Source organism: Helcococcus sp. KG196, assembly GCF_046035495.1.
GTDB lineage: Bacteria > Bacillota > Clostridia > Tissierellales > Peptoniphilaceae > Helcococcus > Helcococcus ovis.
In genome coordinates this window covers 156,872-170,418 of record NZ_JBFNFI010000002.1, presented here as the reverse complement: position 1 = coordinate 170,418, position 13,547 = coordinate 156,872, and the positions used below count along the sequence as shown (strand labels likewise).

Sequence of the window (13,547 nt, the reverse complement as noted above, 5' to 3'; positions counted from 1 at the left end):
TTTTAACTGTCAATCTCCCGGGATTATACTTATATGAGTATAGGTAAAGTTCAAAAATTACACAAAAATAGATTAATAGAAATATCTAAAATTATTAAAAAAACGCTTGATATTATACACACTATTGTGTATAATAATGATTGTAAGGAGGGAGTTATGCCGATGAGCTCAAAAGAGATGATTAAACTTCTTAAGAAAAACGGCTTTATTTACGTAAAAAGTGGTCGTGGTTCTCATAGAAAGTTTATGAATCCCGAAACCGGTAAGGTGACTCAAGTTCCGTACCATTCTAAGGAAATACCTAAAGGATTGGAAATGGAAATACTTAAACAAGCAGGGTTGAAATAAACCCTGCACCCTTACAAAAAAAAGGAGAATATTATGTTTTTAACTTACCCAGCACACTTTTATAAACTAAAAAATAAAGATATGTATTTTATATCTTTCCCTGATTTAGGAGCTACACAAGGAAATAGTATAGAAGATTCTATAGAAATGGCACAAGACTACTTAGGGACTTATTTACAAGAATACTATGAAAAAGGAATTGAAATGCCAGTATCATCGGGGATAGATGGATTAGAAATAAATGAAAATATAGAGTTTGCAGAAGAATACGACTTTGAAAAATCGTTCACTTCATTGGTTGGTTTAGATATCGCTGAATACACTAAATTAGCAAAAAAACAAACAGTTAGAAGGAATGTGTCTATTCCCATGTATTTAAATGAGTATGCTAAAAGGGAAAAAATAAATGTTAGCAGATTAATTACTTCTTTACTTGAAGAAAAATTTGAAGAGATTTAAAAAATAAAAAATGAACAACAAACTATGATAATATAGTATTGTAAAAAATATAGACAATTAAATAAATAAGAATTTTTTTAGGCAACCATATTACAACAAACAGATATTATATCTGCGTAAGGTTGTCTTTTTTGTGTTTATTTTTATGAAAGGAGCTGATGAATTGAAGTTAACAATTAAACAAAAACGATTTGCTGATGAATATATCATCAGTGGGAATGCGACAGACGCATATTTGAAAGCTTATCCGGGCACAAAAAAGAAACTACCGCTAGGGATAATTCGTCTAGATTGCTAACAAATGCTAACATTACTTCATATTTAGAACAAAGGGAAAAAGAAATAAATGATAAAGCTATAGCCAAACAAGAAGAAGTCTTAAAAATACTTACTGCTCATGCAAGAAGAGAAACGAAATAATATGGAGTAACTAATTAACTTGCTATATGTGTACATATGTGGAAGCTTAATATGATTGTTTAGTATATATCCATTTCTTAAAATAATTTTATCGTTTAAGTTTTTATTCATTATTACTTAAAAATTAGCTTAGTTTATAAATTATTACACCCAAAACTATTATTCTTCACAAAAAAAGATGATTCTAGTATAATTGATATAGAAAGAGGTTAATATGACATATTTAGACTACGCTGCATCATCATTGAAAAGAAAAGATGTATTGCAGGATTTAATAAATAAAATTGAAGAATATGATGGGAATCCAAGTAGTACTCATTGTTTAGGAAGAAATAGTAATAAATATTTAGAGAAATCTAGAAAAAAAATTGCGAGTTTTATTAATGCTAATCCTAGAGATGTTTATTTTACAAGTGGAGCGAGTGAGTCTAATAATACAATTATAAAAAATTTTGATAAATCCGATATTCAAATTATCAGTACTAAAATTGAACATAAATCTGTATTGGAGTCATTAGAAAATGTGAATGCTGAAGTTATATTAATTGATGCTGAAAAATCTGGAAGAATTAATTTCGAAGAGTTAAAAAATAATATAACTGAAAAGACAAAACTTGTATGTGTTATGTATGTAAATAATGAAACGGGAATAATCCAACCTATTGAAGAAATAGGGGAATATTTAAGAGGTAGAAACATATGGTTTCATGTTGATGCTGTCCAAGCCTTAGGACACATAGATATAGATGTGGATAAAATTAATTGCGATTCTATGAGCTTATCCGGTCATAAATTAGGAGCTATGAATGGATTTGGAGTTTTATATTTAAGAAATAAGGTAAAAAAATTTATTCACGGTGGGAATCAGGAAAACAATCAAAGAGCTGGAACATCTAATTTATTGGCAGCAATTTCTATGGCGAGTTGCATTGAGCCAACTATTTTGGAGAGAGATAGAATATGGAATGTTAAGGAATATTTTATAGAAGAATTAACAAATATTCCATTTGAAATAAATGGAGATCAAAAATATTCTACAAATCATATTGTTAATATATATTTTCCATTTGTTAAAAGTGATTTGTTGTTGACTTATTTGGATATGAATGGTATATATGTTTCATCCGGTTCTGCATGTTTGGCAGGTGCGTTAGAACCTAGTTATGTAATTGAAAATATGTATGATAAAAATAGAGCAAAAAGATCTATTAGATTTAGTTTTGGTTTTTCAAATACTAAAGAAGATATAGACAGAGTTATAAATGTTTTAACTGAGTTTTATGAAAGAAAGAGTGCTAAATGAAAGAAAATAAAGATATTAAAGTTGTAGTAGGAGTTAGTGGTGGTGTTGATTCATCAGTAGCTGCATTATTATTGAAACAACAAGGGTATGATGTAACTGGGGTATTCATGAAGAATTGGGATGATACTGATGATAATGGTTTTTGTACAGCGGAAGAAGACTTTAAGGATGCAATAGCAGTTTGTAATGAAATAGGAATACCTTATTATTCTATAAATTTTGAGGATGAATATTACAATCGTGTATTCTCATATTTTTTAGATGAATATAAAAAAGGTCGTACGCCAAATCCTGATATTATGTGTAATAAAGAAATTAAGTTTAAGGCTTTTTTAGATTTTGCAAAAGATTTAGGTGCTGATTATCTTGCTACAGGCCATTATGCAAGAATAAGAAGAAATGAAGATGGCACGGTAGAGATGTTAAGAGGACTTGATGATAATAAAGATCAAACTTATTTTTTATCACAATTAACTCAAGAGCAAATCAAAGATGTAATGTTTCCAATTGGAGATTTACAAAAGTTCGAAGTAAGAGAAATAGCCAAAAAGTATAATTTAGCAACTGCAACAAAAAAAGATTCTACAGGTATTTGTTTTATTGGAGAAAGAAATTTTAATGAATTTCTTTCCAATTATTTACCTGCAAAACCGGGAAAAATTGTTGATGTTGAAAGCGGAAAGGTTTTAGGGAAACATCAAGGATTAATGTATCACACAATTGGTCAAAGAAAGGGATTGGGTATCGGTGGAGATGGCGAAGCTTGGTTTGTATGCGGTAAAGATTTAGAAAATAATAATTTATTAGTATGTCAAGGAACAAATAATGAAAATTTATTTTCAAATAGACTTTTAGCATCGGGTTTTGTTTCGTCAAATAAAAATTTTCAAAAGAAAGATTTTGAATGTACAGCCAAGTTTAGATATAGACAAAAAGATATAAAAGTAAAAGTTAAATTTTTGGAAGATGATAAATTAGAAATAGTATATGATCACATAAAATCTGTAACACCAGGGCAAGCTGCTGTTTTATATGATGGAGAAGTTTGTCTAGGCTCTGCAATAATTGATGAAGTTTATAGAGATGGTAAGAAATTACAAGTTTAATAAATGTTTTTATTTTTAGTACTTTTTCCTTTTGAATTCAATATTTTTTTGTTTTGGGATTTCATCAAAAAGTTTATAATCATTTGAAGAAAGTTATTTATGTAATTTATGCAATCTTCTCATATTTTCTAAATTTACAAAATAATTTAATAGTGATATATTTAATATATATTATATCATTATTATAAAGGAGAATTTTATGATAGGAATTGATATTTTTAAAATTAAAAGAGTTGAAAAACTTCTTACTAGAGAAAGATTTTTAGATAAGTTTTTTACTGATTCTGAAAAAAAATATTTAGAATCTAAAAATTTAAGTCAAAATAGTATAGCAGGGATTATTGCGGCCAAAGAAGCGGTTACAAAGGCTTTTGGAGTAGGAATTTCTGAAGAGCTAGGTCTATTGGATGTTGAAATTCTTCATAATGAAAAAAATGCTCCTTATGTTAATATTGAAAAATATAAAATTAAGTTATTGATGGATAAAGAAAATATACAAAGTATCAATATTACAATAAGTCATGATGGAGAATATGCTATAGCGGTATGCAAATTGTTGGAAATAAGACATAATAAATTTTCCAATTCAATGCTTCCTGAAAGAAAAGAAAACTCTAATAAATATGATTTTGGTAAAATATTGATAATTGGTGGCTCCAGAGGAATGGTGGGCTCTGTTTATTTAGCATCAGAAGCTGCTTTGAAAGCGGGAGCAGGTTTAGTTTATACTTTAGTTCCTGAATGTGTCGCCGATACGTTAGAATGTAAGACGACGGAGCAGATAATTCTAACTTTAGGAGATAATGGTAAATCATATTTTGGTGATTTTAGAAGAGAAGATTTATTAAATATAATTCAAAATAAATCTGTAGTTGCTATTGGTCCGGGTATGGGAGTTTCAGAGAATTCTAGAAAAATTTTAGAAATAGTATTAAACAATTTTGATGGACCTGTTATAGTTGATGCGGATGCTATAAACATTCTTGCAAAATATCCGGAACTTATAAAAGATAATATATACATAACACCTCATGAAATGGAATTTTCAAGAATATCAGGATATTCCTTAAATGAAATTTTTTATGATAGAGAAGGCTTTATTCATAATTTTTTAGATAGATATGATTTAAATATTTTATTAAAGGGTAAAAACAGTATTGTTGCAGATAGAAATCAGATATATATAAATCAAACAGGAAATAGTGGAATGTCAACAGCAGGAGCTGGAGATGTTTTGACAGGAATTATTGCTGCGTTTTTAGCTAGAGAAAATAGTATTGAAATGTTTAAGTTAGCATGTTTTATTCATGGAATGGCTGGGGATTTAGCCTCAAAAAGATTTGGAAAAACAAGTTTGATAGCTAGAAATATTATTGAATATTTACCATATGCAATAGGAGAAATTGATGGTGATTGATGCAAATGTACTTGAAATTGATTTGGGTATAATAAAAAAAAATGTTGAAATACTAAGGAGTTTATCTAATAAGAAGTTTTTTGCTGTAGTTAAGGCGAATGCATATGGTCTTGGTGCTGTTGAAATTTCAAAATTTATTGAAGATAATGTTGATATGTTTTGTGTTGCGAATATCAATGAAGCAATTGAACTTAGAAAATCGGGAATAAAAAAAGATATTTTAATTTTAGGATATATTCACCCTAAAAATTATAAATATCTTAATGAATATAATATAATTGTAAATATTTATGATTTTGAAATTGCTAAAGAAATGAATAAACTTGGAAAAACTATTAGAGGGCATATTAAAATAGAAACCGGTCATAACAGATTAGGATTTAAGCCTACAGAAGATAATTTTGACATAATTAGACAAATAGATTCTTTAGAAAATATAAATATTGAAGGTATGTTTTCTCATTTATCGAGTGCTGATGAAGCAGACAGAGAATATACTTACTTACAATATGATAAATTTCAAAAAGCAGTAGATGGATTATCTGATATAAATGTTAACTGGATAAAGCATATATCAAATGATGCAGGGCTATTGGCTTATGATGTAAAATATGATGGTTTCAGATCGGGGATTTCACTTTATGGAATGTATCCATCACAATATATGAAAGAAAAATATAATGTTGGAATTGAAAATTCATTTAGATTAATTTCAAGTATTTCATTTATAAAAGAACTTGAAAAAGGTGAAGGAGTTTCATATAATCATACATTTATCGCAGAAAAGAAAATGAAAATAGCAACAGTTTCTATCGGATATGCTGATGGGTATTTTAGAATTGTATCAAATAAGGGATTTGTATTGATTAATGGTAAAAAAGCTAAAATTCTTGGACGAGTGACAATGGATCAATTGATGGTTGATATAAGTGATATTGAAGCTAAATTACATGACGAAGTTGTACTTATCGGAAAATCCGGAGAAGAATATATTTCTCCTGATTTAATAGCTAAGTGGGCTAATACAATTTCTTATGAAATAATGACATCTATTTCTAATAGAGTTTATAGAGTTTATAAAAAATAAGGAGAAAAATTGAAAGTAAAAAGAGGTGATGTATTATATGCTGATTTAAGTCCGGTTGTGGGGTCAGAACAAGGCGGGATTAGACCGGTAGTTATAATACAAAATGATATGGGAAATAAATATAGTCCAACTGTTATTATCGCAGCTATCACTTCTCAACAAAATAAAACTAATTTACCTACACATGTTCAAATTTTGTGTGATATCAATTTACCTAAAAATTCGGTAGTTTTATTGGAACAGATAAGAACTATTGATAAGAAAAGATTGAGAGATAAAGTTGGGAGTTTAGATGGTAAAACTATGAGAAAGATAGATAGGTCACTTATAATATCATTAAATTTGCAGGACTATATGGATTAAAATTTAGGAAAACAATTTATGATTTATTTAATTATTTTTATTACGATTTTAATATTTTTAGTCTACATATTATTTGAAAATGCAAATCCGATGGTAGATACATATATTATAGAAAGAGATTTGCCAAGTTCAATAAAACAATTGAACTTATTACATATTTCAGATTTACATAATTACAAATTTGGTGTTAAACAGTCTAAGATAAAAAAAATAATTAAAAATAATTATGATTTAATTTTCATTACAGGAGATATAATTGATAGAAGATACATAGGGCATGAAAATGCAATGGATTTAATAGATTTACTTAACGGTAATATATTTTTTGTAACAGGTAACCATGAAAAAGGATATAAAGATTTTGACAAGTTAAGAAAGATGATGATCTCAAAAGGAGTGAAAATCTTAGATGATGAAGTCATAAGTTATAAAGGAATTGATATTTTAGGAATAAATGATCCCTCAGAATATATAAGTTTAAATAAAAAAGTTAAGAAAAATACTAGAAAAGAAATTGATGAAAAATTAAGTAGTATAATTAAAAAGTCGAAAAATGATTTTAGAATTTTACTTGTACACAGACCTGAATTTTTTGATATTTATGCTAAATATAATATTAATTTGATTTTTTCAGGACATACTCATGGAGGTCAAGTAAGAATATTTAATAAAGGTGTTTTTTCATCTGGACAAGGATTTTTTGGTAAGTATTGTGGAGGTATTTTTACTAAAAAAGATTCCGTAATGTATAATTCTAGGGGGTTAGGTAATAACTTTCCTTTTGCAAAAAGAGTTTTTAATAGACCGCAGATAATAGAAGTTATAATAAAAAATACAAATAGCAATTAAGCTTGTAGTATTTATACATTTATTGTAGAATAATATATGGACATTTCAAATAATTGGTTTTCATTATGAAAATGGAGGATATAATGGATTTAAAATCTAAAATTAGAGTCATTGAAGGATTTCCTAAAGAAGGGATTAGTTTTAAGGATATTACAACATTATTAAAGGATAAAGACGCTTTTAAGGAAACAGTTGATATGTTATGCGATAAAGTTAAAGATTTAGAATTTGATTATATTGCAGGTATTGAGGCAAGAGGATTTATCTTTGCAGTTCCAATGGCTTATAAATTAAATAAAGGATTTATACCTGTTAGAAAACCTGGTAAATTACCGGGAAAAGTCATTACAAAAGAATACGACTTAGAGTATGGTAAAAATCAGATTGAAATTGATGCGGATGTTTTAAAATCAGGAGATAGAGTATTATTAATTGATGATTTATTAGCAACAGGTGGTACAGCGAAAGCTGCATTAGAAATTATTGAAGAAACAGGAGCAAAGGTGGTTTGTGCTGGCTTTTTAATAGAATTGGAAGATTTAAAAGGAATTGAATTATTTGGGGATTACAATACATTTACTTTAATAAAATATGAACACTAAAATTAAGGAATCAAATTTGATTCCTTTTTTTATAAAAGAGGAATTATGAATTTAAATAATGAAGATAAATTAAAGAAAATTGAATATATAAAAGATAAAATTTCCACAATTGATGAGCAAATTGTAGAGTTAGTTGATGAAAGATTTAATATGGGAGATGTTCTTTTTGAGTATATCTATAAAAATAATATTGACTTGATAGATAAGGAATGTAATCAAATTAATTTTTCTGAGAAAACAATGGAATATGATGAGTATATTACTGAGTTTTTAGATTATTTAACAGATATAAGTGAAAAAAGAAATAATTATATCTTGAAAAAATATAATTCTAAATATGCCTATGTAGGTGAAAAAAGCAATTATGATTTAACAAAATTTATATATGAAAAGTTTTTGGATGAAAAATATTATAGATTTAAACCGGAAGAAAATTTAATTGAAAATTTAATAAAAAGAAAAAATTTCATAGGATTAAATATTGCCTCACCATATAAAACTGAAATTATTAAGTATTTGGATAATGTTACAGATCAAGTTCAAGAAATAAAAGAAGTTAATTTAGTGCAATTTTATAGAAATAGAAAATTTGGATTTAATACTGAGTATTTTGGAATTATTAAACTGTTAAAAAGACACGATATTGAGCTAAAAGATAAAAATGTCTTAATTATAAAAAAAGATGAATCTACTAAAACTATTGAATATGTACTAAAATCATTAAACGCAGGAAATGTGGTTATTCATAATTTAAATAATTCAAATGTAATTAATTTTAAAAATTTTAATATAGTATTTAATCTTACAAAATTTTCGTCTTTAGAAGTAACTCCGGAAATTAATTATAATGATACAAATTTAGATTTTTTAATAGATATTTCAACCAGCACAATTTTTTCTAAATTATATCTTGATGCAAAAAATCATGGAATTAAAGTTATAAATGGCGTATACAAAACAATGTATCAAGAAAAGAAAAGTATTGAGATTTTATCTAGGAAAAGATTTGATGATGAAGAATTTGAAAAAATTGTTACAGAATTTGTAAAATCTAAATTGAATATAGTTCTAGTAGGAATGCCAGGTGCCGGAAAAACAACAATTGGTAAAAAGCTTGCAAAAATTTTAGATAGAAAACATATAGATTTGGATAAAGAATTTGCAAGTGAATATGGAATTAGCCCTTCAAAATATCTTCTTGAAAGAAGTGAAGAGTCATTTAGAGAAAAAGAGTCAGTAGTCGTAAAAAAACTTGCTAATTTAACAAATACAGTTATATCGACAAGTGGAGGCGTTGTTCAAAAATTAGATAATTATTATTATTTAAAAACAAATTCAATTATTTTTAGAATTGATAGAGATTTGGAAAAGCTTTCTACTAAAAATAGACCATTATCATATGGTGGTATAGAAACTTTAATTAAGATGAGAGATGAAAGAGAAGAAAAATATAAATACTTTACTGATTTTGTTGTGAAAAATTATGGTGATTTTAATGGGGTTGCATATTTAATAGCCGAACAATTTAAGGATTTACAATTTTAAAAAATTTAGTGATATATTTTATATACTATAAAATATAAATAGACATTATTTAAAATATTTAATGGCTAATTTATATTTTTTATGTTACATAGTCTAATAATTTGTCCGGCATCATTAGTTCTTAATTGGGAAAGTGAGTTTTCAAAATTTAGTGATATAAATGAGTTACTTGTAATTCATGGAAATAAGGAATCAAGAATTGTGAAAATATCAAATATAAAGGATGAAATAGTAATAACGTCTTATGATTATATAAAGAGAGATATTGATTTATATAAAGAAATAAAATTTGATACGCTTGTTATTGATGAAGCTCAGTATATTAAAAATTATAAAACAAAGGTTTCAAAAACGATTAAACAAATTATTTCAGAATATAAGATAGCTTTTACTGGTACTCCTATAGAAAATACTTTGTTAGAATTATGGTCGATATTTGATTTTCTTATGAGAGGATATTTATTTAAATATGAAAAGTTTTCAAATTTATTTGAAAAGCAAATAGTTTTAAATAATAATGAAAATTCTAAACAAAAATTGAAAGATATGGTAGAGCCTTTTATACTTAGAAGGTTGAAATCAGAAGTTTTGGATGAATTGCCTGAAAAAATAGAAGAAACTTATTATGTTGAGCAATCTGAAGAGGAAAAGAAAATATATTTGTCGAATTTGATGATGGTTAATAAGGCGATATCTTCTAAAGAAGATAATAATAAAATTGAGATTTTAGCTATGCTTACAAAATTAAGGCAAATTTGTATAGATCCAAGATTATTATACGAAAGCGTAACTGATGTTTCTTCTAAAATTAAAGTGTCTATAGAATTGATTCAAAAATCTATAGAAAATAAAGAAAAAGTAATCTTATTTTCTAATTTTACATCTGTTTTAGATTTATTAAGTCAAGAGTTAAATAAAATTAATATAGATTATTATACATTGACAGGCTCTACTAATAAAATTATGAGAAAAAAATTAGTTGATGATTTCCAATCTGATGATACACCTGTATTCTTAATATCTCTAAAAGCTGGCGGCACAGGTCTTAATTTAACAAAAGCAAGTGTTGTAATCCATATTGACCCTTGGTGGAATTTGTCTGCACAAAATCAGGCAACAGATAGAGCATATAGAATTGGTCAGAAAAATGTAGTTCAGGTTTTTAATTTAATAACAAAGGATACAATTGAAGAAAAAATTCAAAAACTACAACTATCGAAGAAAGATTTAAGTGATATATTTATAGAAAATTCAAAGGGTTCATTTGCTAATATGAGCAAAGAAGATTTATTAGAATTATTTAAATATTAAATTATGGAGACAAAAAGCATAATATGCTAATTGTCTCTATTTTTTATTAAATTTTTAAATTTCAATTTTTACTAATACTTGATAGTGGTCGGATGTAAAAATATCATCAAATTTGTCCCTGATAATTTCGCTACTTAAAATTTTAATGGGATTTTGAGTAAACACATAATCAATAGGTTGTCCTTCAATTTCATCACTATAATTGTGAATTGTAAGGGTGTTTTCTTTATTTTTAAAATGATTAAAGCTATTATCAAAATCTTTATGATTTAGTAATTTATCAATATATCCGTCTATTGGTCTAGTATTGAAATCGCCCGTAATTATAACAGGTATGTTAAATGCTAAACTTAATAATTTACTAGAATTTATTATTAAATCTGAAGATTTTATTCTTGCGTTAATTCCTACATGGTCAAAATGGGTGTTCATGAATACAAATAAATTTTCATTTGTAGATTTATCGCTAACAATTCCAAAAGAACAAATTCTTGCTAAATCGCCGTCCCATCCGATATTAAATTTTTTTGTAATATTTTTTGATAGCCAAAATGTATTTGTGTGTCTTAAATTAAATTTATTATTTTTTACAAATATTGGGTTCATTTCTTTTCCGTCGGTTTCATCTCTAAAAACTCCGTAAAAATCATATTTATTTTCAAGTAAAATTTTTAAATCTTTTAGCTGATTTTCTTTAACTTCTTGAAATCCAATAAAATCCGGAGAATATTTTTCGATAACTTTTTTTACACTATTTTTTCTAATATTCCAAGAATATTTATCAAATTCGTTTTCATAACGAAGATTAAAACTCATAATTTTATATTTTTTCATAATTTCCTCTTTAAATTTTTTTTGTTTAATACTATTATAGTATATGTATTGCAAATATTAAATTTTTGGAGGGAAAATGTTAAGAGAAGACTTGAAAGGCTTGTATTCAGCTTTATTGGTGCCATTTAATGAAGATGGAAGTGTAAATGAAGAGGGACTTAGAAAAATTATAAGACATAATATTGATAAAATGAATATCGATGGACTTTATGTTGGAGGCTCAAGTGGTGAAAACTTTTTACTGGGAAAAGAAGAAAAAAAACAAATATTTGAAATTGCAAAAGATGAAGCAAAAGATCAAATTAAATTAATTGCTCAAATTGGTAGTTCAAATATTTATGAGGCAATTGAATTAGGAAAATTTGTAACAGATTTAGGTTATGATGCGATTTCAGCAGTAACACCATTTTATTACAGATTCAATGCTGATGAGGTTTATAATTACTATAAAGAAATTACAGAAAATGTAGAAAATGACTTAATTATTTATTCTATTCCACTATTAACAGGTGTTGATATGGGAATTAAAGATTTTGAAAGATTATTTAAGCTACCAAGAATTGTTGGAGTAAAATACACATCAGCAGATTTTTATTTATTAGAAAGATTAAGAAAGACATTTAAGCAACAACTAATTTTTTCGGGGTTTGATGAAATGTTAGTGCCTGCGGTTGCGAATAATGTAGATGGGGCAATTGGTTCAACATATAATGTAAATGGAATTCGCTCAAGACAAATTTTTGATGCCGTAAAATCTAATGATTTACAAAAAGCATTGGAAATTCAAAATTTGACAAATGATTTTATTTCAGCTGTTTTAAATAATGGACTATATCAAACATTAAAATATATTTTACAAAGAGAGGTAAAATTTGATAAGCAATTTTATTCAAGAAAACCAATGGCTCAAATTACAGAAGAACAAAAGCAAGAAGCAGAAAATATTTATCAAAAATTTATTAAATAGTGGAGTAAATAATGATTTTAACATTAGACATAGGTGGAACCAATATTAAAACAGGAATATTTGAAAATTCAACATTCACACAATTAAATTCCTACGAAACGGGTATTAAGGATAGCTCTTTTAACATGCTTGACAGAATTTCATTCATAATTGATGAAACTCTTAAATCTTATGAAATAAATGGAGTTGCAATATCCACTGCTGGTATAGTTGATAGTATAAATGGTAAAATAGCCTATGCTAATGAAAATATTCCAAACTACAAAGGTACCGAAATTTCAAAATATATTATGAAAAAATATAATTTACCATCAACCGTTGAAAATGATGTAAATTGTGCGTTACTTGGAGAGCTTACTCAAGCAAAATATAGGGATGTACAAAATGCGTTAATGTTTACTATTGGTACTGGAGTAGGAGGAGCTTTATATGTAAATGGAAAACTTTTATTCGGACATTCATTTAGTGGTGGAGAAGTAGGATATTCAATATTTAACGGGCAAAATATTGAGAAAATAGCTTCAACAACATCTCTTGTAAATAATGTTAAATCAAGAATTAATATTGAAGAAATAGATGGGAAATGGATATTTGATCAAGCTATAAACCACAAAAATCAAATTTGTGTTGAAGAAATTGATAAATTGGTTAAAAATATTGTTAATTTAATTCTAAATTCTGTGAGTTTGTTAAATCCTGAGTATGTAATTTTGGGTGGGGGAATCATGGAACAAAAAGAATATCTTCAACCGATAATTCAAAAAAAATTCGATAAAATGTACACAAATAATTTTGTAAAGAAGTTTACAAAAATTGTATTTGCTGAATTAGGTAATACAGCTGGAATGTTTGGGGCGTATGAGGTTTATAGGAATAAAATTAAATAAATTTATAAGATAAAACGAGGTAGTTGTAAAATAATAGATACCATTTAAA

General features: G+C 26.5%; 16 protein-coding genes. 15 read left to right on the top strand and 1 reads right to left on the bottom strand.

Annotated features, from left to right (window positions below; all coding sequences use genetic code 11):
* Positions 1 to 33 precede the first annotated feature (33 nt).
* From ABGF45_RS01960 to ABGF45_RS01900, 13 genes are all read left to right on the top strand, one after another.
* Positions 34 to 348 carry a type II toxin-antitoxin system HicA family toxin gene (locus ABGF45_RS01960; protein WP_245151249.1) on the top strand — a complete coding sequence of 105 codons (315 nt, stop codon included), beginning with the start codon at positions 34 to 36 and terminating at the stop codon, positions 346 to 348.
* Between the two features lie 33 nt (positions 349 to 381).
* Positions 382 to 807 carry a type II toxin-antitoxin system HicB family antitoxin gene (locus tag ABGF45_RS01955; RefSeq protein ID WP_134710309.1) on the top strand — a complete coding sequence of 142 codons (426 nt, stop codon included), beginning with the start codon at positions 382 to 384 and terminating at the stop codon, positions 805 to 807.
* A gap of 145 nt (positions 808 to 952) precedes the next feature.
* Positions 953 to 1,105 (top strand): terminase small subunit, encoded by a 153-nt coding sequence (locus tag ABGF45_RS01950; RefSeq protein WP_408112816.1) that lies wholly within the window; start codon positions 953 to 955, stop codon positions 1,103 to 1,105.
* Positions 1,039 to 1,227, top strand: coding sequence for a terminase small subunit (locus tag ABGF45_RS01945; RefSeq protein WP_408112820.1), 189 nt, complete (start codon positions 1,039 to 1,041; stop codon positions 1,225 to 1,227). The genes ABGF45_RS01950 and ABGF45_RS01945 overlap by 67 nt, the downstream gene beginning before the upstream one ends.
* A gap of 214 nt (positions 1,228 to 1,441) precedes the next feature.
* Complete coding sequence (locus tag ABGF45_RS01940; RefSeq protein WP_134744498.1) at positions 1,442 to 2,530, top strand: cysteine desulfurase family protein; 1,089 nt, start codon at positions 1,442 to 1,444, stop codon at positions 2,528 to 2,530.
* The gene (mnmA, locus tag ABGF45_RS01935) at positions 2,527 to 3,636 is read left to right on the top strand and encodes a tRNA 2-thiouridine(34) synthase MnmA (RefSeq protein WP_134710317.1); all 1,110 of its coding nucleotides are present in this window, start codon (positions 2,527 to 2,529) and stop codon (positions 3,634 to 3,636) included. Before ABGF45_RS01940 ends, mnmA begins: the two co-directional genes overlap by 4 nt.
* A gap of 199 nt (positions 3,637 to 3,835) precedes the next feature.
* Positions 3,836 to 5,053, top strand: coding sequence for an NAD(P)H-hydrate dehydratase (locus tag ABGF45_RS01930; protein WP_408112817.1), 1,218 nt, complete (start codon positions 3,836 to 3,838; stop codon positions 5,051 to 5,053).
* Complete coding sequence (gene alr / locus ABGF45_RS01925) at positions 5,043 to 6,140, top strand: alanine racemase (protein ID WP_408112818.1); 1,098 nt, start codon at positions 5,043 to 5,045, stop codon at positions 6,138 to 6,140. The genes ABGF45_RS01930 and alr overlap by 11 nt, the downstream gene beginning before the upstream one ends.
* Before the next feature lie 9 nt (positions 6,141 to 6,149).
* On the top strand, positions 6,150 to 6,503 hold the full coding sequence (locus ABGF45_RS01920) for a type II toxin-antitoxin system PemK/MazF family toxin (protein ID WP_134710321.1): 354 nt from the start codon (positions 6,150 to 6,152) through the stop codon (positions 6,501 to 6,503).
* Positions 6,504 to 6,521: 18 nt separating this feature from the next.
* Entirely contained in the window at positions 6,522 to 7,352 is an 831-nt protein-coding gene (locus ABGF45_RS01915; protein WP_134744496.1) for a metallophosphoesterase, read from the top strand.
* 71 nt (positions 7,353 to 7,423) lie between these two features.
* Positions 7,424 to 7,954: an adenine phosphoribosyltransferase gene (locus ABGF45_RS01910; RefSeq protein ID WP_280633446.1), complete on the top strand. Its 531-nt coding sequence runs from the start codon at positions 7,424 to 7,426 to the stop codon at positions 7,952 to 7,954.
* Between the two features lie 45 nt (positions 7,955 to 7,999).
* On the top strand, positions 8,000 to 9,499 hold the full coding sequence (locus tag ABGF45_RS01905; protein WP_408111856.1) for a shikimate kinase: 1,500 nt from the start codon (positions 8,000 to 8,002) through the stop codon (positions 9,497 to 9,499).
* Positions 9,500 to 9,580: 81 nt separating this feature from the next.
* The gene (locus ABGF45_RS01900) at positions 9,581 to 10,810 is read left to right on the top strand and encodes a DEAD/DEAH box helicase (RefSeq protein ID WP_408112803.1); all 1,230 of its coding nucleotides are present in this window, start codon (positions 9,581 to 9,583) and stop codon (positions 10,808 to 10,810) included.
* Positions 10,811 to 10,864: 54 nt separating this feature from the next.
* Here ABGF45_RS01900 and ABGF45_RS01895 read toward each other — a convergent pair whose 3' ends face one another.
* A complete protein-coding gene (locus ABGF45_RS01895) occupies positions 10,865 to 11,644 on the bottom strand; it encodes an endonuclease/exonuclease/phosphatase family protein (RefSeq protein ID WP_408112802.1) in 780 nt (259 codons plus the stop codon).
* Positions 11,645 to 11,720: 76 nt separating this feature from the next.
* Between ABGF45_RS01895 and ABGF45_RS01890 the strand changes: the two genes are divergently transcribed.
* Both ABGF45_RS01890 and ABGF45_RS01885 read left to right on the top strand, forming a co-directional pair.
* Positions 11,721 to 12,611, top strand: a complete 891-nt coding sequence (locus ABGF45_RS01890) for an N-acetylneuraminate lyase (RefSeq protein WP_408112801.1) — start codon at positions 11,721 to 11,723, stop codon at positions 12,609 to 12,611.
* Positions 12,612 to 12,622: 11 nt separating this feature from the next.
* Positions 12,623 to 13,498, top strand: a complete 876-nt coding sequence (locus ABGF45_RS01885) for an ROK family protein (RefSeq protein WP_408112800.1) — start codon at positions 12,623 to 12,625, stop codon at positions 13,496 to 13,498.
* The last annotated feature ends 49 nt before the right edge of the window (positions 13,499 to 13,547 follow it).